The sequence below is a fragment of the Pseudomonas sp. PDM28 genome, from assembly GCF_019219115.1.
Taxonomy (GTDB): domain Bacteria; phylum Pseudomonadota; class Gammaproteobacteria; order Pseudomonadales; family Pseudomonadaceae; genus Aquipseudomonas; species Aquipseudomonas laurylsulfatiphila.
In genome coordinates, this window is the sequence record NZ_JAHUWG010000002.1 from 86637 (window position 1) to 108760 (window position 22124).

21 protein-coding genes and 1 pseudogene are annotated in these 22124 nt (G+C 57.6%); all 22 read right to left on the reverse strand.

Translation table 11 applies throughout. The features are described from left to right. Positions 1–88: 88 nt before the first annotated feature. The 22 genes and pseudogenes from KW841_RS03745 to KW841_RS03845 all read right to left on the reverse strand — a co-directional run bounded on the left by KW841_RS03745 (position 89) and on the right by KW841_RS03845 (position 22029). Positions 89–544, reverse strand: coding sequence for a nuclear transport factor 2 family protein (locus KW841_RS03745; RefSeq protein ID WP_218473654.1), 456 nt, complete (start codon positions 542–544; stop codon positions 89–91). 63 nt (positions 545–607) lie between these two features. After that, entirely contained in the window at positions 608–997 is a 390-nt protein-coding gene (locus KW841_RS03750) for a nuclear transport factor 2 family protein (RefSeq protein WP_218473657.1), read from the reverse strand. A gap of 17 nt (positions 998–1014) precedes the next feature. Then, entirely contained in the window at positions 1015–1473 is a 459-nt protein-coding gene (locus tag KW841_RS03755; protein ID WP_218473660.1) for a MaoC family dehydratase, read from the reverse strand. A gap of 10 nt (positions 1474–1483) precedes the next feature. Next, positions 1484–2269 carry an SDR family oxidoreductase gene (locus tag KW841_RS03760; RefSeq protein ID WP_218473663.1) on the reverse strand — a complete coding sequence of 262 codons (786 nt, stop codon included), beginning with the start codon at positions 2267–2269 and terminating at the stop codon, positions 1484–1486. A 17-nt stretch (positions 2270–2286) separates the two neighbouring features. Next, on the reverse strand, positions 2287–3501 hold the full coding sequence (locus tag KW841_RS29555; protein ID WP_371319494.1) for an acyl-CoA dehydrogenase family protein: 1215 nt from the start codon (positions 3499–3501) through the stop codon (positions 2287–2289). 12 nt (positions 3502–3513) lie between these two features. Beyond that, positions 3514–4638: pseudogene (locus KW841_RS29560) on the reverse strand (acyl-CoA dehydrogenase family protein); the annotation flags it as partial. Further along, positions 4635–5513: an SDR family oxidoreductase gene (locus tag KW841_RS03770; RefSeq protein WP_218473668.1), complete on the reverse strand. Its 879-nt coding sequence runs from the start codon at positions 5511–5513 to the stop codon at positions 4635–4637. The gene KW841_RS03770 and the pseudogene KW841_RS29560, both read right to left, overlap by 4 nt. A gap of 11 nt (positions 5514–5524) precedes the next feature. Continuing rightward, a complete protein-coding gene (locus KW841_RS03775) occupies positions 5525–6679 on the reverse strand; it encodes an acetyl-CoA C-acetyltransferase (RefSeq protein ID WP_218473671.1) in 1155 nt (384 codons plus the stop codon). An 8-nt stretch (positions 6680–6687) separates the two neighbouring features. Further along, positions 6688–7752: an acyl-CoA dehydrogenase family protein gene (locus tag KW841_RS03780; protein WP_218473673.1), complete on the reverse strand. Its 1065-nt coding sequence runs from the start codon at positions 7750–7752 to the stop codon at positions 6688–6690. 10 nt (positions 7753–7762) lie between these two features. After that, a complete protein-coding gene (locus tag KW841_RS03785; protein ID WP_218473675.1) occupies positions 7763–8926 on the reverse strand; it encodes an acyl-CoA dehydrogenase in 1164 nt (387 codons plus the stop codon). A gap of 15 nt (positions 8927–8941) precedes the next feature. Beyond that, complete coding sequence (locus tag KW841_RS03790; protein WP_218473677.1) at positions 8942–9712, reverse strand: enoyl-CoA hydratase family protein; 771 nt, start codon at positions 9710–9712, stop codon at positions 8942–8944. Continuing rightward, positions 9709–10800, reverse strand: coding sequence for a nitronate monooxygenase family protein (locus KW841_RS03795; RefSeq protein WP_218473679.1), 1092 nt, complete (start codon positions 10798–10800; stop codon positions 9709–9711). The genes KW841_RS03790 and KW841_RS03795 overlap by 4 nt, the downstream gene beginning before the upstream one ends. Further along, positions 10797–11702: an enoyl-CoA hydratase gene (locus KW841_RS03800; protein WP_218473681.1), complete on the reverse strand. Its 906-nt coding sequence runs from the start codon at positions 11700–11702 to the stop codon at positions 10797–10799. The genes KW841_RS03795 and KW841_RS03800 overlap by 4 nt, the downstream gene beginning before the upstream one ends. Before the next feature lie 27 nt (positions 11703–11729). Further along, positions 11730–12539: a CoA-transferase subunit beta gene (locus KW841_RS03805; protein WP_218473683.1), complete on the reverse strand. Its 810-nt coding sequence runs from the start codon at positions 12537–12539 to the stop codon at positions 11730–11732. Positions 12540–12570: 31 nt separating this feature from the next. Then, positions 12571–13446: a CoA transferase subunit A gene (locus KW841_RS03810; protein WP_218473686.1), complete on the reverse strand. Its 876-nt coding sequence runs from the start codon at positions 13444–13446 to the stop codon at positions 12571–12573. An 8-nt stretch (positions 13447–13454) separates the two neighbouring features. Continuing rightward, positions 13455–14363, reverse strand: coding sequence for a VOC family protein (locus KW841_RS03815; protein WP_218473688.1), 909 nt, complete (start codon positions 14361–14363; stop codon positions 13455–13457). A gap of 258 nt (positions 14364–14621) precedes the next feature. Further along, on the reverse strand, positions 14622–16196 hold the full coding sequence (locus KW841_RS03820) for a FadD3 family acyl-CoA ligase (RefSeq protein WP_218473691.1): 1575 nt from the start codon (positions 16194–16196) through the stop codon (positions 14622–14624). Positions 16197–16233: 37 nt separating this feature from the next. After that, on the reverse strand, positions 16234–17265 hold the full coding sequence (locus KW841_RS03825; protein WP_218473693.1) for a ferredoxin--NADP reductase: 1032 nt from the start codon (positions 17263–17265) through the stop codon (positions 16234–16236). A 17-nt stretch (positions 17266–17282) separates the two neighbouring features. Continuing rightward, positions 17283–18020: a glucose 1-dehydrogenase gene (locus KW841_RS03830; RefSeq protein ID WP_218473695.1), complete on the reverse strand. Its 738-nt coding sequence runs from the start codon at positions 18018–18020 to the stop codon at positions 17283–17285. Between the two features lie 198 nt (positions 18021–18218). Further along, on the reverse strand, positions 18219–19073 hold the full coding sequence (locus KW841_RS03835; protein WP_218473697.1) for an SDR family NAD(P)-dependent oxidoreductase: 855 nt from the start codon (positions 19071–19073) through the stop codon (positions 18219–18221). Next, on the reverse strand, positions 19066–20775 hold the full coding sequence (locus KW841_RS03840) for an FAD-dependent oxidoreductase (RefSeq protein ID WP_218473699.1): 1710 nt from the start codon (positions 20773–20775) through the stop codon (positions 19066–19068). Before KW841_RS03840 ends, KW841_RS03835 begins: the two co-directional genes overlap by 8 nt. Before the next feature lie 51 nt (positions 20776–20826). After that, a complete protein-coding gene (locus KW841_RS03845) occupies positions 20827–22029 on the reverse strand; it encodes an acyl-CoA dehydrogenase family protein (RefSeq protein WP_218473701.1) in 1203 nt (400 codons plus the stop codon). Positions 22030–22124: the final 95 nt, after the last annotated feature.

The window sequence follows — 22124 nt, forward strand, 5'->3', positions numbered from 1 at the left end:
GTCACGGATCACTGCATCAAAGGCTTACTGGAATGTGCCGTGCAGAGCCTGCGCCTGCATCGTCCATCCGGAGTAGTCGCTGATGACTTTATGCTCCGCCTGGAGCGTAGGTGTACTTTCCATGGGCACTCAGGTCCCCGTACAAATCATTGGCGATGATCCGTTCGGAAAACCGCCAGACGTTATCGACCTTCTCGAACCGATCGACATAATCACCGCCAATGATCGGCTGCAGTGGCAGTTCAGCGGTCTGTTGAAACACCACCACATAGACATTGGCCTTGGCCCGATTCGTACCATTGGGGCGGATCTGCACATTGCTCATCATATGCCGGGTACGCGGTTTACCGTCATACAGGCGAACAAAGTCCCTGAACAGTTCGGACAACAGCTTAGGGTCGTTGCTCACCGGAGCACTGCGCCCTGGAATATGAACATCCGCGTGTGCGAACAGCCTGCCAACACCATCAAGATCACCTTGATCCAGACGCGCCGCATATTCATAAATCAGATTCTGGATTTCAAAGTAGTCAGTCGCATCCACGGTGTTCAAACCTCATAGAAAAGTGCGCCTCCGAATGAGGGGGCAATGCAGTTATCGATAGAACTAACCAGGCGTGACCAGTAACAAATCATCAGGCCCGTAAAAAGATTGTCGTGAAATTATTTTTTCCGAATCATCGAACCGAAACACGTCAATTCTCGAATAGACCTCAAGACCTTTTGCAGTGGGTTCCAATGTCTCCAGGACAACGGCTAGCGCGTTACCATGAGGAGCACCTCGGATCGGTCCTCGAACCTTCACAATTGTTTCTGCTGCAATGGTTTTGTTGTAGAAATCGATGATAGCTGCTCTGCCAACATGAGCTTCCGATCCAACTGGATCTTCGATACTTGCGTCTTCAGCGAAGAGTGCGATGACTGCCTGAGCATCAGCACGCTCAAAGCCGTCAATATAATGCTGAAAAATTGACTTCATACGTACGGTGCTAAGCATTGGATGACTCCGTTGAATCAATCGAAGTAGTAACGACTGATTGTGTCGACGATGCAGGCCGGTCGCTCAGCCCCTTGAATCTCCACTGTGACCCGCACAGTTGCCTGCACTCCTCCAGCCACAACCTCTGCCTTGATGATCTCTCCTCTCCCCCGAATAGACGCCCCGACGGGCACTGGTGCAGGAAAGCGGACACGATCGGTACCGTAATTGACGCCCATCCGCATTCGCACATCGATAAGTTGCGAAAGGAAGTAGCTGCCGGCCAGGGCCAACGTCAAATACCCATGGGCAATGGTTGCGCCAAACGGTCCCTCCTTGGCCCGCTCGGCATCGACATGAATCCATTGATGATCATTGGTCGCCTCGGCGAACCCCGTTACCCGAGCCTGATCGATATTCAGCCACTCGGTCACACCAAGAGAAGTGCCAACGGCGGCGAGTACTTCGTCGGCATTGTTGTAGATGCTCACCATGTGCCCACCCTCAAGCCCGTTGACTACTGGCAGAAATGACTTCTCCTACGAGATAGGACGCATATTCACTGGCCAGGAAAACTGCAATATTGGCCATCTCCCAGACTTCCGCGGGGCGCCCAAAGGCTTCGTTGGCGGATAAAGCTGAAAGCAGGTTTTCATCCGCTGTCTTTTTCAGGAACGCATGCATGGCAATGCTCGGAGATATTGCATTGATGCGGATGCCGTATTCGGCCGCTTCCAACGCACTGCAGCGCGTCAGGGCCATGACCCCGGCCTTGGCCGCCGCATAGTGCGCCTGCTCTTTCTGAGCGCGCCAGCCCAGCACCGAGGCGTTATTGATGATTGCACCATGGCCACGCGGTTGCATGACCTTGAGCATCGCGCGGGTCATGCGGAACGTACCGTTGAGCGATACATCGATCACCCGCAGCCATTCCTCATCGCTCATTTCAATGATGCGTTTTTGCCCGCCCAGACCTGCGTTGTTGAACAGGATATCGGTGCCGCCCAGACACGCCTCAGCCTCGGCAACCAAGGCCTGAACTTGATCTTCTTGTGTCACGTCGCAGACTTGGCCGTAAATCGCGTCGAGTCCGGTTTCCTCACGCAAACGGGCTACCGCCTCTTCAAGGCGACGCGGGTGCACGTCAGAAAGCATCAACGCGCGCACACCCTCCTCGGCAAATCGTTGCGCAGTGGAATAGCCAATACCACCGCCAGCGGCAGCGGTAACCAGCGCGGACTTGCCCTTGAGCAGATCATGGCCGGGAACATATGCAGGAACATTAATCATGCGTGACTCCTGTTGAGCTAGCGCGTCGGTCGTGCTTCTTTGGGCATACCCAAGGCACGTTCGGCAATAATATTGAGCTGAATCTCGTTGGTACCCGCGACGATGGTGTCCGAACGACTGAAGAGGAACACTTGTTGTAGTCGGGTTCGAGAGAAGTCATCGACATAGATATCGCCTTCGATACCTAATGCATCCATGGCCAACTTGCCCAGATCGCGGTGCCAGTTGGACCAGTAGTACTTGATGATGTAACCCTCTCGGGAAAGGCTGCCGTCATCCCCGCCGCTGAGCGTGCGCAAGGTGTTGTAGTGCATAACCTTGAGGCCCATCCAGGCCTGGCCGATACGCGCACGAATCAAGGGGTTGTCGGCGCTGCCGGTATCCCGGGCTGCTTTACAGACCAGCTCGAGCTGATGCGCAAAATGCATCTGCATGCCGATCCAGGACAGCCCGCGCTCAAATCCAAGCAAGGCCATGGCGATCTTCCAGCCCTCGCCGGGTTGACCAATAACATTCTGTGCCGGACAGCGGGCACCATCGAAGAACACTTCGTTGAATTCACAGGTGCCGGTGATCTGCTTGATCCCGCGAACATCGACACCCGGCTGATCCAGCTTAACCAGTAAAAAGATCAGCCCGTGATGCCCACGAGACTCGGGCTCACAACGGGCCACGACAAAAATCCATTGCGATTCGTGTGCCAGAGAGGTCCAGACTTTTTGACCGTGCAGCACCCATTCACCGGTCACCGGGTCAAGGCGTGCACGGGTCTGTACATTGGCCAGGTCTGAGCCGGCACTGGGTTCGGAATACCCCTGACACCAATACTCGGTACCTGCCACGATTCCCGGTAGAAACTGTTGTTTCTGTGCTTCGCTGCCAAAGGCAATCACAGTGGGACCGAGCAGCGTTTCACCCAAATGTCCGATATTGCCCGGACCACCTGCGCGAGCGTATTCCTCGTGAAAAATAATCTGCTGCGCCACACTGAGGCCTCGGCCGCCGTACTCCTTCGGCCAGCCGACGCAGGTCCAACCGCCTTTGGCCAGTTCCTGCTCCCACTCCTTACGCAGCTCTGGATAGGCATCCTCGTCTCCGGCGCCACCGCGATGCTTCAGACAAGCGAAGCGACCCGTTAAATGCTCCCCCATCCACTGCGAAATCTCTGCGCGAAAGGCTAGCGCTTCATCCGCCTCTTCAGGCGTTTCCCGCTCGGCTTCGCCGCCCGTGATCAGCCAGCTAGCAATCGCTTCGCGGGACGCGTCGACATCGCCAAACCAATGAGCACTCGCCTGGGCACGTTTGAAATACAGCTGCGGATCGTATTCCCAAGTGAACCCCACGCCGCCGTGCAACTGAATCGCTTCTTGAGCGCAAAAATAGAAGGTCTCGCTGGCGAAGCTCTTGACGCAGGCCGCCTCGCGCAGCAACTCGGCGGTCCCAGGCACAGTGGCTGCAACGCGAGCACAGCCACCGACGGCAGAACGTGTCGCCTCGATCTTCACCATCATTTCCGCACAGCGGTGTTTGACCGCCTGAAATGCATTGATCGGACGACCAAACTGCACCCGTTCAGCGGCATAGGCCAGTGTCAAGTCTAGGCACTGTTGCGCACCACCCAGCTGCTCGGCGGCGAGCACCAGCGTTGCCAGGGCCTGCACACGTTGCAAGCGGTCATCCAGTTGTGGACCTGCGGCCAGTTTGCAGACGTTTCCAACCGTAACGTCGGTCAAAATAACCTCAGCCACGCGTCGCGTCAGATCGACACCGACGTGTTCCTGCCGCTCGATCCCCTGGAGGTCGGCAGCAACCGCGAACAACGCCAACTCACCGTTTTCCAGCCGCGCAGGCAACAAAAAAAGCTCGGCGCTGGCGCCATCCGGGACGTGTCGGAATCGCCCTTGCAGACGATAGCCCTCAGCGCAGGCCTGAGCCGTGGCACCAGGCGATTCGGCGCACCAGGATAAGCCTTTGCCTGCTAATGCCACGGTCGCCCGCAACTGCCCGGCGGCAATTTTCTCCAGATAAGCAGCACGTGTGGACTCGTCCACCGCTTCGAGCAATGTCGTCGCAGCCAGGCCCACTGTGGCGAAAAACGGCGATGGCAGCAGACGTCGTCCCATCTGTTCGAAAATCAGGGTCAACTCGACCCACGATAATCCCAGTCCGCCCTGGCTTTCAGGAATATGCGTGGCGCACCAGCCCATGTCTTCAGCAATCTGCTTCCACAGCGCGGCGTCGTAGCCAGTCGGGCTTTCCATGGCCTCACGCACCGAAGATGACGGACAGGCCTCGGCCATGAAGCTTTCGGCGGCTTCAGCGATCATCCGCTGATCGTCGTTGAGGGAAAAATCCATACCGGCACTCATGCCCCGTACACCTTTTGTGGAGGTACCGCTTCAGCAACCAGTGCATCGACTACTTCTGCAATTTCAGCCGGCAGCCAGCGCGCCGCTTTATCGCGCTGTGGGCCAAGGCGCCAGCCATCGGCCAGCGACAGCTTGCCACCGGAAGCCTCGAAGACCCGCCCGTTGATGTGTCGAGACTGTTCACTGCCTAGCCAGACCACCAGCGGCGCGACGTTGGCGGGATCCCAAAAATCGAAGCTGTCGTCACTGGGTTTTTTCACTACATCGGGCATTGCCGACTCGGTCATGCTGGTACGCGCGGCTGGCGCCAGGGCATTAGAGGTGATGCCATAGCGGATCAACTCTGCCGACTGCACCAGTGTCAGCGCACAAATGCCAGCTTTGGCGGTGGCGTAATTGGATTGTCCGACCGAACCTTGCAGCCCGGCACCGGAGCTGGTGTTGATTATCCGTGCATCGACAAGTTCGCCCGCCTTGGCCTTATCGCGCCAGCGTTTGGCCAAGGTATTGGCTAAGCAAAAGTGACCCTTGAGGTGGACGCGCATGACCTCGTCCCAGTCATCTTCGCTCAGGCTGACAAACATCCGGTCGCGCAGGTTGCCGGCGTTGTTGACCAGTACATGCACTTCACCAAAATGTGCCACGGCCTTCTCGACGATCGCGTGAGCGTGGTCGAGACGGGTAATGTCGTCATCGTTGGCCAGTGCCTGCCCACCGGCGGCGACGATATCGGCGACCACCGCCTCGGCAGCCTCACGACGAATGTCGTTGACCACCACATTCGCGCCTTCGGCGGCGAAGGCCAACGCATAAGCACGCCCAAGACCACCACCGGCGCCGGTGATAATTACTGTTCTGTTAGCACAAATACCCATTTTCAAATCCCTCACCCAAGTCGTTCGATGATGGTGACGTTGGCTTGGCCGCCACCCTCGCACATTGTCTGCAAGCCATAACGGCCACCGGTGCGTTCCAGCTCATGCAGCAAGGTTGTCATCAAGCGTGCGCCACTGGCGCCCAGCGGATGACCTAGACCTATAGCCCCGCCATTGACGTTGGTTCGTTCATGGGGATAGCCAGTCTCTTTGAGCCAGGCCTGGACCACGGAAGCGAAGGCTTCATTGATCTCTACCAGATCGATGTCTTCCAAGCGCAGGCCCGCCTTTTTCAAAGCGGCAGCGGTGGCTGGAATCGGCGCAGTCAGGTGCCAGATCGGATCATCGGCACGCACGCTGATGTGCTCGATCCGTGCACGGGGCGTCAGGTTGTAACGTTTGAGCGCCGCCTCGGAAACCACCAGCAGAGCGGCGGCCGCATCACAGGTCTGGCTGGACACCGCGGCAGTGATCATCGGGTAAGCCGGATCGACTGGCTCCAGCGTGGCCATTTTTTCCAGACTACTGACACGTGGTGTCTCGTCGATGGAAAAACCATTAAGGCCGACGATCTCGCGCTCGAAGCGCCCTTCCTTGATAGCCCTTAACGCCCGCTCATGGCTCTCCAGAGAGAATCGCTCCATGTCTTCGCGGGTCAGTTTCCATTTCTCGGCGATAATCTGCGCCGCATAAAACTGATTGACTGGCTGATCGCCGTAACGCGCTTTCCAGCCCTTGCTGCCCGAGAACGGGTCGGTAAAACCCAAGGGGTTCGCGGCGGTCATGGCATAGGCAATCGGAACCATGCTCATGTTCTGCACGCCGCCCACCGCAATCACATCCTGGGTGCCGCTCATTACGGCTTGCGCGGCAAAATGCAGGGCCTGCTGTGAGGAGCCGCAGGCGCGGTCGATCACCGTCCCTGGCACATGGTCAGGCAAACCGGCCGCCAACCAGGAAGTGCGGCTAATAACCCCTGCGTTGGGACCGACCGCATCCACGCAACCGAAGATCACATCTTCGTAGTCTTCGGCAGGAATATTATTGCGTTCGACCAAGGTTTTTAAAACGTGTGCCCCCAGGTCAGCAGGATGAACCTCGGACAACGAGCCGCGACGTTTACCGGTCGGCGTACGCAGTGCATCGACGATATAGGCTTGCGCCATGCTGGACCTCATTCATTCAAGTTAAAGGTATTGCCCGGACCAAGCTGGTCGACGTTACCGAGTACGAACTCGGCAACCCGGGCTTTGTGAAAGCCACGATCGCCCCAGGACCCCACCAAGGCCCAAGCGCGCTTCATGAAAATTTGCAGGTCGACTTCCCAGGTGTACCCCATGGCCCCATGAACCTGAATCCCCATCTTCGCGGCAAGCAACGCGGCCTCGCCCGCCGCCAACTTGGCGTGGGATACATAGATTTCACGGTTAGGGAGTTGGTGCTCGACGGCATAGGCCGCGCGATAGAACACTGGCTTGGCGAACTCGATCAGCACAGCGACGTTTGCCAAGTGGTGCTTGACCGCCTGAAAACTGCCAATCGGCTTACCGAATTGCTTGCGCTCGGCGGTGTAATCGATGGAGAGGTCAAGCATGCGTTTGGCCAGGCCCAATAGCTGCCCACTGGTGGCCAAGGCACCACGCTCAAGGGTGTCGGTCCAGATCAGTTGCCCGCTCTGGGCATCGGCAATACGGCTGCTGTCGCTCGGTGTCCAGCTCACTTGGGACAGGCGCCGTGATAAATCGACGCTCAAATTGCGCTCCAGTTTCACCTCGTCACGATGCAACGCATGGACCTCACCTTCATGGGCTAATAGCAGCAAGTCACAAAGGTGCGCGTCAGCCACCAATGGGTTGATCGGGTGACCCACGGCAATCCTTGCGCTACCCTCAGCAACACGTGGCAACCATTCCTGCTTGATCGGCGACTCATCCGGCAAGGCACTGAGCATGGCTGCCGCCAGGTAGGCGGTACCCGCCAACGAGTCGGGGATCGCAAAGTAGCCGAGTTCGGGCATCATCAACGCCCAGTCAACATCGCCACATCCCAGCCCACCATAGGCCTCACCGACCGACAGCGCAGTCAAGCCCTGTTCGGCAATCTTGCGGCGCAACTGCGGGGACCGACCAGCTTCAGTTTCCCAGAGCTCGCGAAGCATTTCAGGGGCGGCTTCGACCAGAAAGAATCGCCGCATGGTGTCGCGAAACAGAATCTGATCCGCTGTAAATTTAAAGTCCATGGACGTCTCCTCAGCGAGGCATACCGAGCATGCGCTCGGCAATAATGTTGCGCTGGATCTCGTTGGTGCCAGCGTAGATAGGCCCGGCTTGGGCGAACATGAACCCCTCCAGCCAAGTGCCAACGTCTTGGGCCGCAGGTGAGTGCGGCAACAGCTCTGCGCGCGCACCGAGTATTTGCATGGCCGTCTCGTGCATACGCTGATCAAGCTCGGACCAAAAGATTTTGTTGGTGCTGGACTCAGCGCCGATATGCCCACCGGCAATCAGGCTGCTGGCGGTGCGATAGGTCGCGAGTGCGTAGGCCTCTGCTTGCATCCAGGCACTGACTACCGCCTCACGGACCGATGGATCCTGGTCGGCCGAAGCCCGGTTCGCCAGATACAGCTGCACCAGCGCTTTGGCGGTCGCCTGGAACCGCGCGGGTGAGCGCAGCATCAAACCGCGCTCGAAACCGGCCGTGGACATCGCCACCTGCCAACCCGCACCCTCCTCACTCAACCGGTTTTCAACCGGAACCCGTACATCATCGAAGAACACTTCGGCAAAACCGGGCAGCCCGTTGAGCTGACGGATCGGACGAACCGTGATGCCTGGCGAATCCAACGGCACCAGAAGAAAACTCAAGCCATGATGACGCTGCGAGTTCGGGTCGCTACGGAACATCCCGAACAACCAGTCAGCCCAAACCGCTCGGGTCGACCAGGTTTTCTGACCGTTAAGCACATAGTGATCACCATCACGGGTCGCTTTGGCACGAATGGCCGCCATGTCCGAGCCAGCATTTGGTTCCGACCAGCCTTGAGCCCAAATGCTTTCACCGCTGGCCATCATGGGCAGGAAACGCTGCTTCTGTTCGGGTGTGCCGAAATCCATCAACGTTGGGCCGAGCAGGAAAATTCCGTTCTGGTTAACCCGCATTGGCGCACCGGCGCGCCAGTATTCTTCTTCGAAGATCAACCACTCAATCAGATCGCAAGCGCGACCGCCCAGCTCCTTGGGCCAGGTCACCATGCTCCAGTTGCCGGTTGCCAGCGTTCGCTCCCATTCGCGATGCTGTTCGAAGCCCTCCGCCGAGTCGAAACTGTCCAAAGGTCGCTTGGGTACATGCACTGCCAGCCAATTGCGGACTTCCTGACGGAACGCCTGTTGCTGGTCGGTATATTCGAGTTTCATCAAAGGCTCTCCTGGTCAATCCGCGCTGTGTGGAATAAAGCTCGCCTGGCGCTTCTCGACGAAGGCCTGGCGGGTTTCGGCGGAGTCGGCATTCAGATAGGCCTGAAGCGTAAAACCCTGCTCCCAGCGATACTTGTCCTCCAGGTTCCCGTCTTCGACACCATTCAATGCCTCTTTGGCCAAGCGAATCATTGCCGGGCTTTTGGAAGCGATCTTGCGCGCGACGGCCAGCGCGGTTTCCCGTAGCTGCGCGCGCGGTACAACCTGCTCTAGCGCACCAAGGCGATAGGCCTCGGCGGCAGTGATTTTTTCTCCGGTAAAGTACATGTGGCGCACTTTCTGTACCGGGAATAGACGCTGCAAATGCGCCCCGCCACCCATTGCGCCACGATCAACTTCCGGTACACCGAACGTTGCGCACTCGGCACCGATGACGATGTCTGCCGCACCGGCGATGCCGATGCCCCCACCCAGAACGAAGCCGTGCACCGCCGCAATCACGGGCACCGGACAGCGGTGCACCGCCCTGAAGGTTTCGTAGTTGCCTGCGTTGACTGCAACAATGCGCTCCGGATAGGTCGCCAGCTCTTTGATGTCGACACCTGCGCAGAAACCTCGACCTTCAGCTCGAATCACAATCACATGAACGTCGCTTCGTGCACCGAGAGCATCAATCGCCAAAGCCAGGGCGAACCAGCCCGCGCTGTCGAGGGCATTGACCGGGGGATGATCGATGACCAACTCCGCGACACCGTCTTCTATCGAGCTATGAAATCCTTGAGTCATATCTTTACCTCTGGAGTCGTTGCCATCCAGGTCTGAAGAGCCAGTAGCCGTTGACTGGCCTGGACAACGATTGTTTCGATAACCTGTGCACAGTTCTGTAGTCGATCGATGTTGGCAGCCACCTGGCCACTGGGTAGCACGCCGTCGTCGGGGCGTCCGTCACTCAATGCCAGGCGAATCAGTTGTGGGGCGTTGGCGGCGCGGGCGGCCATACTCAGCGAGAGCTCGCTGTCAGCCCGCCAGGTACTCAGCGCGACGCGCAACAATTGGAAAAGGTTCAGACCGGCCTGCTGTTTGTAATACCAGGCACTGCGCAAGGCTTGCCAGGTTTGACGTACCACGCCCGACCGCTCCAAACGCTGTAGTGTCGGGTTGTCGATCATCCGTTGCGGCAAGCCGTCTACCGCCAGGGAAACGCGAATACTGGCTGGATCTCTAACACTCAAATAGCGTTCCAGCGTGGTGGCCGGCACGGGTGATTCCTCAGTCAGCAAAAAGCGTGTGCCCATTGCTATCCCCTGAGCACCACACGCCAAGGCCGCTGCCAGCCCCCGACCATCGTGCAGTCCGCCGGCCGCCAGAACCGGTACATTCACCGCATCAAGCACCATTGGCAGGAGCATGCTGGTAGGCACGACACCGGTATGCCCACCGCCTTCGGAACCCTGGATGACCAAGGCGTCAGCACCCAACTCGACGGCTTTACGCGCATGCCTTACGGCACCCACAGTAGGTATGCAAATCACCCCTGCCTGCTTCAAACGATCAATGCTCTGACGATCCGCACCTCGCCCATAACTTGCTGCGCGTAAACGGTATTTGACGATCAAGGCCAGAACTTGCTCGGCATTCGCCTGGAACATGTGAAAATTGATTCCGAACGGCTGATCAGTAAGCGCCAGCACCTGACGAATCTCCGCCTCCAACCGGTCCGCTGGCAGGGTCGCGGCTGCCAGAAAGCCAAAACCGCCTGCATTGCCGACTGCCGCCACCAGCCGCGCGTCCGCCACCCAGCCCATCGCGGTTTGAATAACCGGATAGCGGCAACCCAGCAGGTCACAGATCGGTGTATGCAGGCTCAGGGTCATTTGTTTTGCGCCTCGCCGGAACGGACTTCACCTGGAGTGCGCTGCGAATCAGCCATGGCTTTGGCGTCGTAACCGCCCAATTTGTCACCGGAGATCAACTCATTGTGAGCATGGGCAAAATGGTGCCAGGCAAACGCAGCATCCATGCCGGCCCGCTTGCCTTGCAGGTCTTCGATGTGATTGATCGCCTGTTTGGTCAAGGCCAGCCCCATGCGAGGCATCTTGCCGATCCGTTGAGCGATGCTGTAAGTCTCTTCCTCGAGGTTCTCCCGACTGGCAATGCGGTTGACCATGCCCATCTGGTAGGCCCGCTCGGCGCTCATACGCTCACCGAGAAACAGAAACTCCTTGGCAATGCGTGGGTTCAACTCAAAAGCATGGGCAAAGTACTCGACGCCCGGAATTCCCATGCGCACAACTGGATCGGAGAAGAACGCATCGTCACTGGCAACAATCATGTCGCAAACCCAGGCCAGCATCAGACCACCGGCTACACAGGCACCCTGGACCATGGCAATGGTCGGTTTGGGCAGATCGCGCCAGCGTCGGCACATGCCCAGATACACCTCTTGCTCACGCACATAAAGAAACTCGCCACCTGGCTTGTTCACATGGTCGTACCACAGCGATGCGCGATCAAAACTCTGATTGATGTCTCGTCCTGGCGTGCCGATGTCATGGCCGGCAGAAAAGTGTTTGCCACTGCCACGCAGGATGATGACCTTGACCTCGTCATCATCCACCGCGCGGCGAAAGGCAGCGTCCAGTGCATAGGTCATCTTCGAGTTCTGCGCATTGTTGAACTCGGGGCGGTTCATCGTCACTGTCGCGATGCCATCCTGCACGGTGTACAGGACCACCTCTTGCGCACTGTCGACGCCTGTTTCTTGTTGTTCAGCCATATGGTGCTCCCCGTTCTTGCAGCGGCTTCAGGCGGTGCGTACACCAGGCGGATTGTTCTTGATCACACTTGCTCGCAAGTTGTGCGGATCGAGGCGGCGAATGATTTCCAGCTGTTCTTCGCTCGGTCCCGGAGTCGTCAGGATCTCGTCAGCCTTTAGCAGGCTGAAACCGGTGGCACTCTGAACCTGTTCAAAGGTCACACCGGGATGCAAGGAAACCACTCGAATTCCATGATCGGGTCCACCGAAATCCATGACGCATAGATCGGTAATGATCAATCGCAGATCGACAAAATCATTGCGTGAGCCATCAGGCCAACGCTCCGGGTTGTATCCGGCACCGGAGACCATATCGACCTCGGCGCCGACGAAAACCCGCACGCTGTGGTTAGGCACGAATAACGAGTTGGCGTGGTTGATGCTATTGCCCGGCAGACCGCGAACGCCCAGAACGGCAGTTTTAGGTTTGATGTAATCACCAACCAGTGACAGGTTCGTCTGACCATAGCGATCAATCTGAGTCGGACCGATCATCGCGTGCCGCCGACCGCCCCAAACGCATTCGAACACTCGGTCGAAAGACATGTAGCCGGAATACTTGGGCTGGTAATCGCCACGCGGACCAAGGGGAATCGGCTCCTCGACCAGAAAGCTTTCACTGTCGGTCATCAAAAGCTCGGGCGAATGAGTGAGCTTGGCCAGGCTGGCCCCCAGGCGTGGCACCACACCGATCCCGGACGCCAGAATTTCACCATTGCCACGCCAGGCTTCGCTGGCAGCAATAATCAACAGCTCAGCGAGGCTGTAGTCGGTGGCGGCAGTAGAGGCTTGAGTCATGACGGTTGTCCTTATCTTTAGGCTGCGAAAGCTAGAAAATCGGCAAAGGCAATTTGCTGACGCGCTCGGCGCCTCCAACCTTGCTCAGGTACTCGGCTTCACTGCAGGCAATGAATTCATCGACGTAGCCTTGCCAGCCATTTTCCTGGGTGGCACTGGCGCAATAACGCTTCAAGTGCTCCAGATCCCAGCCGTAATCGGGGCCACTGTAGGTGGGGTGTGCGCCAAAAGGTGCGTGCACCACGCCAGTGACCAGGTAACGTTCGAAAAAATTCAGGCGGGCCATCTCCGGAGCAAGACCGAAGCAGTCATGCAGGACTTCCGTGCTGACGTAGCACTCTTTGGCGGCACGGGCGAACAGGTGATCAAAAAGCGGATCCCCCCCCTTGACCAAGGTGTTACCCAAGCGGTCCGATTCATTGACATGAATCAGCGCCACGTCGAGATTCAAGGCCGGCATGGCGACATAAACCTCGCCGTCGTCATAAGGCGAACGCACCGTGCGTAGATCAGGATTGCGGTCAAGCACATCGGTGCCCAAACCGCAGCGGGTCGGCAGGAAAGACATACGCATACCTGCAGCACGCAAGCCCCACTCGAACATCCCTTCGTCCAGTTCCATGACCTGTAACTCACCGGCTTCACGGGCTTTACGGAAGTAAGGCTCCAGCGGAATGGCGTCGAGTGTGACGAAGCCGAAAATCAGTTTTCTGACCTTGCCCGCGGCACAAAGCATTCCCACTTCTGGCCCACCGTAGCTGACGATCGTCAGATCTTTGAGGTCCGAGCGCAGCAGTTCACGAACGATCGCCATGGGCTTGCGACGCGGCCCCCAACCACCGATACCGACGGTCATGCCGTCACGCAGTCGAGCGACGACATCCTTTGCGCTGAGTTCTTTATTCATCGTGAGCCTCATTTATCCAGGTGTGCAGTGGCGAGACCGAGACTCCAGTCATGCCCCCAATAGCTGATCGCAGTGGCTTCAAAGACCGAGTGCTGGTTCCAGTCCACGACCAACCCGCCATAGCCGTACTCCAACGCGAAACCTCCGGGGGTTTCCATGTAGAAGGAAACCATTTCGTCATTGACGTGTTGACCCAGGCTCGCCAGAAGCTTGAACCCCTGCGCCTTGCAACGATCCATGGCCCGTCCGACTTCTGTCATCGAATCGACTTCGGCCATGACATGAATGCAGCCAGACGGAGCCTCAGCTTCAAACAACGCCAAGCTGTGCTGACGACCGTTGTTGCAATGGGTGAAGTGCAATCGCTGGACCGGTGCATCAGGACCTGCCTGATGGTTGTAGATATCGGACAAACCGAAGCCCATCACATCGCGGAAAAAAGCCCAGGTGGCATCGAATTTCGCAGCAGGCAACACGGTATGCCCTAGCCCCATCGCTCCGGTGATGAACTTCGGGATGCCGACCGGCGAGTCGAACAATTTGAAGTCGGACTTGATCCCCCAGACCACTTCATGACGATTACCAGAAGGGTCAAGGAACCAGACCATGTCTTGAAACATGCGTGAAACCAGCTCAACCGCGGTTGCCTTACGCGGATTGACACCAGCGGCCTCCAGCTCGACAACGGCCTTGTCAAATGCCTGTTGATCGGCCACTTCCCACCCGGACGCGAAGTAACAATCACGCTCTCCAGGGGTTATGACATAGCGATAGGGACGCTCGTCGAGCTTGAGATAGACGCCACCTGCCGCTGTCGGTGTCGACATGCAGCCCATTACCTGTTCGCCGTAACGTTTCCAACGGGCAATGTCGGTCGACTCCGCGACCACGTAGGCCAGTCCTCTGATATCGATCATGAGTGCCTCTCAGAAATTTCGATTACCTGATGAGGATTCTCAGACGGATAGCGGGATCAAACATCGTCCATTGAGACTATCGATTCGATAATCAAAAACCCGCGAAGATCGGCGGTTCGACGCCCCCTCGAACCCTGCTGGAGAGGATTCGATGCGCATGCTGACAGACAGGATTATTGTGTGGCCGATGCGCCAGGCAAAGCGTGAAAAGGGAACCGATCGGTTCCCTTTTCATTAATCGCTACGCTCGCTTCCCGTTCAGGAAACCTGCGCCAGCGCCACCGACCTCAGCTCACGTTTGAGGACTTTACCGCTGGGGTTAGTGGGCAGGCTGTCAACGAAATCGACGTAGCGCGGCACTTTATAGTTCGACATGTTCGTACGGCACCAGGCAATGAACTCCTCGCCATTCATCAACGCACCCGGACGTAACACCACAAAGGCTCGCCCAACCTCCCCCATACGATCATCCAGGACACCGACTATCGCCACTTGAGCGACGGCTGAGTGAGCAGCGATCAAACGTTCGATCTCTGCCGGGTAACAGTTGAAGCCACCCACTATGTACATGTCCTTAAGTCGATCCGTGATGCGCAAACAGCCCGCCTCATCAAGCAAACCGATATCTCCTGTGTGCAGCCAACCCTCGGTGTCCACCACCTCACGAGTAGCGGCATCGTCGGAAAAATAACCCTGCATGACGTTGTAGCCACGAATCAGCACCTCACCCGCCGTTCCTGGCTCAACCTCCCGGTCGTGCTCGTCAACAATCCTCAGCTCAACGCCCGGCATCGCTCGGCCACAACTATGAGCGACCACCTGTGGCGAATCATCTCGAGAGGTCAACGTGGCAAACCCGCAGGATTCCGTCAGACCGTAACCGGTTAGCACGACCTTGAAACCCAACTCGTTACGCATGCGCTCAATCAGGCTGGGGGGAATGGTGGTCGAACCGGTAATGGTTGCGCGCAAGCTTGATAGATCAGTCGTCGCCAACGCAGGGTCGGCCAACAAGCTATGGAACACCGTGGGCGGTCCAGGTAATACGCTGATGCGGTCACGCTCAATGGCTTTCAATACGGCCGTCGTATCAAAAACCTGTTGCGGCAGGATTGTCGCGCCGTGCATCAAGGCTGCTAACCAGCCCGCCTTGTAACCCATGGCATGAAAAAACGGATTGACGATCAAATAGCGGTCTTCTGCGCACAAACCCATGGCCTGGGCCCAGCCGTCGATAGCTTTCAGGTTCTGCCCATGTGCGGTCATGACGCCTTTGGGGTTACCCGTAGTGCCAGAGGTGAACATCACATCGCTGAGCATGTCCGGAGTCACCGCTGCCGCACGCTGGAACGCCACGGCATCATCAATCTCCTGCGCCTTGTCGAGAAAGTTTTCCCAGCTCAGTTCGACGGGACGTGCGTCATTGAGGACGACGATCTGCGCCAATGAGGAGGGACGATGTTCAGCCAGCAACTCAGGATAGTGACTGCCGAGAAACTGCCCGGCACTGAACAGGACGCGCGCACCACTGGAGGCCAACACATAACCGGCTTCACTGCCTTTCATGCGGGTGTTGACCGGCACCAACGCCGCACCTGCGCAATGAATACCCAGCGCCGCGACGATCCACTGGCTGCCGTTGGGCGCCCAGATAGCCACTCGGTCACCGGGCTCAACGCCCAGGGCGATAAGTCCCGCGGCGACTTTCAAGGCGTTGCGATGTAACTGCGCATACGTGATCGCAACACCGTTTTCCTCGATAGCGATACGTTCACCGTGGCGCTGCGCCGAGTGCGCCAGCATGCGAGGGATTGTCAGAGTATTCGACGCCATGTTCAATAAACCTCAGTGTTAAGACAGCCCGGCACGATCAATCCGGGAAGCGCAAAGTGATGTGATCGCTGTCGGCGACCGCTTGGCATGCCAACGTCCAGCCTTCAGCCAGCTCGTTTTTGTCCAACACATCATTCACGCGTAAATTCACTTTTCCGCTCACCAACGTGCACATGCAGGTGGCACAGGCACCTGCGCGACAGGAATAAGGCGCATCAATACCAGCGCGCAGCATGGCGTCGAGCAGGGATTCCTGATTGGTGCAGGTCAATTGGTGACGCTCTCCATCGAGCGTGACGTCAAGACGCACTTCCTTGACCGGGCCATCGCCTTGAATCGGCACGACCTCAGCCCCTTCTTCAGGCAAGGACACGAAGCGCTCGACATGAATCCGTGCCTGGGGAATCTCCAGACCGTGCAGCGCCTCGACCGACGCATCCATGAAAGGCCCTGGACCGCAGATAAAACAATTGGCCTGGCGCCACGGCCGGGCCAGTTCCGCAAGTTGGGCGACCGAAGGAATACCCTGAACCGAGTCCAGCCAATGCAGGACTTGCAGGCGTGATGGGTGGGCGGCAGCAAGGGTTTTCAACTCATCACGGAAGATGATCGAGGCTTCATCGCGATTGGCATAGATCAGACAGATCCGTCCCGTACCCGCCACCAACACCGAGCGCAGGATCGACAGCACTGGGGTGATGCCACTGCCCCCACCAAAGAGCAAGAAGTCGCCTTCGAAGGATTTCGGCGTAAATACGCCAGCAGGTGGCAGCACCTGCAACTCATCACCGGCGTTCAGGTTATCGCAGACCCAATTGGAGCCCCGCCCGTCGCGAACGCGCTTGACGGTAACCCGCATTGCGCCGTCGACCAAGGGCGAACTGGCCAGAGAGTAACAACGGGGCAAGTGCCGCTCGCCAACGGGTAAACGCAATGTGAGGAACTGCCCCGGCCGATAGCGAAAGGTGTCAGCCAACGACAGCGGAACATCGAACACGAGGGACTTGGCGTCCAGCGTTTCTTCAATGACGGTTCGGATACGAAGGGTGTGATAAACCGGGCCGCTCATGTTTCAAGATCTCCTGCTCAACCGAGCGCCACCAGAAATGCATTATCGACTCGCATTTCAGCACCATTGATGTATCGCGATTCATCCGAGACGAGGAACACAATCAGATTGGCTACATCCTCTGGCTCACAGAAAGGCGACTTGGGATTGTCAGCAAAGCTGAGGTCGTCATTCCCGCTCCAGATGGCAGCCGTCATCGCTGTGCGGATCCCGCCGGGAATGATCGTATTGCAACGGATTCGATAGCCATGATTGCGGCAATGCACGGCCACATTACGTGTCAGAGCAGCCACGGCCCCCTTGGAAGCCGAGTAAGCGCACATGCCAGGGTGACCTGCGACAGCGGCGGTGGAAGCGAGGTTGACGATTGCCCCACCCTTCTCACGCAGAGCCTGAATGGCGTATTTGCAGCCAAGGAAAGTCCCGTCGGCGTTGATCGAAAGTGTTCGCCGCCACTCTTGCAGACTGGTCTGCTCGATATCGTCCATCGGCAAAATACCGGCATTATTGACGACCGCGTCCAGGCGTCCGAAATGCGCATAAGTCACGGCCATAGCCTGTTCCCAATCGTACTCATCAGCGATGTTCAAGCGTACGAACAGTGCAGCCTCGCCCAAGCGTTGAGCGGTTTCACGACCATTGTGCTCATCAACATCGGCGACTACCACGCGGGCTCCCTGCTCCACCAGTGCTTGCGCGGCCGCTTGGCCTACACCACTGGCTGCGCCGGTGATCAACACCACCTTGTCTTGCATGCGAGTCTTCAAAAGCGCGCCCCTTACTTTTTTGTAATTGGTTCTGGGATGTCTGGATTCTCGGATTCAATGCGTCTGGACTCATCGTCCAATAGGACTATCGCCAGCGCTTTAAATCTTTGCCGCAAAAAAAACGCCCCTTTTACGGGGCGCCATGATCAGTTTGTGAAGGGGAGCAATGATCAAAAAAATTGCGTGCTACTCCACCACTGCCGAAGAGAACTCAGGAGGATCACCGAGGAACGCACGATGGGATGGAGGCTGTATGCCGCCCTCATCCTGCACGCCGTAATCCACTGCCAATTCGGCGGCATAGAAGACTTTTCCTGAGCGCGCCTGTCGCTCGCTATCAAGATACAACGCCGCCACTACCCGCCCAAGAAACTCCGGCGTTTCGCCCATGGCCAGCCAGTCGCCGTACTTCTCCGGCTCCGCCGCACAGACAGCCAAGGTCCGCTCGGTTTTGACCAGCCCCGGCCACAGAGACACAACACTGACTCCAAATGCGCGAAAGTCGTGAGCCATGTCATGGGACATTTTGTCGGTCGCAGCTTTTGCACCGCCATAAGCCGGGCCATGCATATAGCAACGTCCGCCAGCGGAAGAAATATTGACGATCAACCCCTGGGTTTCCAGCAGCAAGGGCGCCGCGTGATAACAGGCGACATACACCGAATGCATACCGACCCCGAATAACGCGGTCATTGCCAGCGGCTTCTTCCAGAACGGCGCGATATCCGTCAGCTCTGTGGGAATGGCGATGGCGCAGTTGACCAGAATATCGAGCCGTCCCTGCTCACGCTGAACCCGCTCGAACAAGGCCTGGACCTGAGCATCGTCGGCATGATCACAGACCACGGCGATGCCCTGTCCGCCTGCCTGATCGATATCTTCAGCGGTGCGATAAACTGTGCCGGGTAAAGGCGCATCACCTTCTCGTACACTGCGTCCAGTCACGTAGACCGTAGCGCCCGCGGCGCCGAGCGCGAGTGCTACGCCACGGCCAACGCCTCGACTCGCACCCGTAACTAAGCAGATTTTTCCTTCAAGCATTTTTCTCTCCCGCAAGATGGTTGGCGGCGATGAAACCGAATGTCAACGCGGGTCCAAGCGTGGCGCCCGCCCCCGGATAAGAAGGCCCGGTTACTGAGGCTGATGTATTGCCGGTGGCATAGAGCCCGACGATAGGCTGCCCGGACTCGTTCAACACCCGAGCGAACTCATCGGTCACCAGGCCACCTTTGGTTCCGATCTCTCCCGCGTCGAGTTTCAGTGCGTAGAACGGTGGTTTGAGGATCGGTCCAAGACACGGATTAGGCTTGACGGTAGGGTCGCCATAGAACAAGTCATACTGGTTACCGCCCTTCGCAAAATCCGTATCGATACCCGTGGCCGCGTAGCGATTGATGCGCTGTACGCTGTCCGTCAGACCCGCTGCGTCGACACCAATGGCGCTGGCGAGGGATTCAAGGGTTTGACCGCGAAAAAACACATTGCCCATCCAGTCACGTGGCAGCAGCGCATCAGGCATGACCGAAGCAGAGACCAACGGACCTGCGTTGTATTTGCGCCGGAAATTAGCGTCGAAAATCATCCAGGCCGGTAGATTGGCTTTTGTCCTGGCATGGTCTTCATACATCGCCAGGACGAAGTCCAGGTAGTCCTGCGCTTCGTTGGCAAAGCGCTTGCCCAGTCGATTGACCACTATGCATCCTGGCAAGGCGCGCTCGGAAAACAGGCCGCGTTGTTTCTCCTCGCCCGGCACATGTACGGTAGGCGTCCACCAGGCATGCTGCATCAGATCTACCGCAGCCCCCAACTGTTGTCCGGCCAGAATCGCATCTCCAGTGTTGCAGGGTGGCGCGGCAGTCCATCCCGTTTGAGTGGGCTTGGGCAAGTACTGCTCACGCATTTGCTGATTGCGTTCAAAACCACCGGCAGCCAGTACAACGCCCTTGCGGGCACGAATGAACAGCTCCCGCCCCTGATGAGTCACCTTCACGCCGACGACACGGCCGCTCTCTTCGCACACGCTTTTCAATGGTGTGTTCAACCAGATTGCAATCTTGCGATCCAGCAACGAGCGCAGAAGCGAGCCCACCAGCGCGTTGCCCATGGTCAACCGACGATCGCGTTTGCTACGGAACCGTCCAGGCAAGTCCAGCCAGTATTTGCAGCCCAGCTTGAACGCAAGCTTCTTCCAGCCGGGCACCCGGGCCAACAGGGTCATGGCTTCGAACGTGGTCATGCCCATTCGACCGAATATCAGCATGGTGGGGGAAGTTTCACGCAACCGGGATAATAGCGAACCGAGGGAGCGACCATCGAATGCCAACGGATCGAGGGTCCGGTAGCCAAGTTTGGCCCCAGGCAGATCCTGATAATAATCGGCGTAATTGGGCACGGCTCGATAACGCATGCGCGTCTTTTCTTCCGCATAGCGCAACATCAGTGGCGCCTGCTCGACATAGGCACGAATACGCTCCGGGGCCACTTCGCCCTTGGCCGCAGCAAGCAGATATTTTATTGCATCTTCCGAGCAGTCGGTGCCACCGCTGGCTGCGATGTGGTCGTTATTGGGAATCCAGATCCCCCCACCCGACACTGCGGACGTACCGCCGTATTTGTCGGTCTTTTCAATTACCAGTACCGACAACCCCAAGTCATGGGCTCGCGCAGCTGTCAGCATCGCGCCCGCGCCGGTCCCGACCACCACCACATCGTATGTTTCTTCCCGGTTTGCTATCGCGTTCATGGCCTGATCTTGTCGTTATTATCGGCGGGACTGAAAGATGCCCAGAGGCGTTTAAACAGTAGTGTCTTTATTCTCAAGACCACAGAGCACCCCACCAAAGTTGCGCCCCACGGGGTCCGCATAGTTGGCAACGTGCGCTCGCCCCGCATGAATATCGAGGAAATAGCGCACCACGGGATGGCTTTGATAAAGTCCGGAACCGCCACATGCTTTGAGTAGACGACTGACATGATGCGCGCAAATTTCCGGTGCCTGAGACGATTGAAAGCGATACAACAATCGGTCTTCGATAGGGGCCGGCTCACCCTTTTGAGCAGCGCTCATTAGCGCCTCGAAATTGCGAAACAATGTCGTTTTGAGCTGATCAACCGCTGAAGCCGCTTCGCTGGCCACCAGTTGAGCCGATGGATCATTGGCGGTCGCACCGAGGAAATTGCGGCTGACTTGCACTGCGGCACTCGCTCGAAAAGCATTCAGCGCGCCCTGCAGACCACCGATACAGGAAGATGACACTGCACGCACAAACACCTGTGCAAATGGCAACAGGTACAGCGGCGCATCATTGATGGCCAAGCCTGGACGGGCCGCTACTGAATCGTCACGGGTGCGATGGGTTCGATACTCTGGAACGAAAACATCCTCGACCACAATGTCATGACTCCCGGTGCCCTTAAGACCGAAGGTATTCCAGTTGCGAACGATCTTGAAGTCGCTTTTTGGCAATAGAAAAGTGCGGTATTCCGGCGTACCACCCTCGGTGCCGGGAGGAACCATTCCCCCTAGAAAAACCCATTCAACATGCTCGCAACCGCTGGAGAAACTCCAACGCCCGCTCAAACGAAACCCCTTCTCTGCCGGCGTGACTTTACCGACGGGCATGTAAGTCGAGCCCACCAGAGTGGAAGTGTCCCTCCCCCAAACGTCGTCCTGGGCACGCTCATCGAACAAGGCCATCTGCCAGGGATGGACCCCCAACACGCCGTAGATCCAGGCGGTCGACATGCAGCCCTCAGCCAACGTCATTTGCACCTTGTAGAAGGTCGTCGGGGACATTTCATATCCGCCATAACGCTTGGGCTGCAAAACACGAAAGAAACCGGCTTCCTGCATTTCACTGACCGTTTCATCAGGGACCTTACCGTCTCGCTCGGCCTGTTCTGCACGCTCAAGCAACTGCGGCACCATCGCGCGAGCACGCTGTACGAGGTCAAACTCACTCGGGATCGCCGTCTTGGGTAAGGACTGAATGGACATGCATTTTCTCCCTATAAAAGCTTGATGGTCACACCAGAGACTGTGTGCCTTTCACTCTATCCTTCCATTCACACCGACCCCAGGCATCGTCCAAA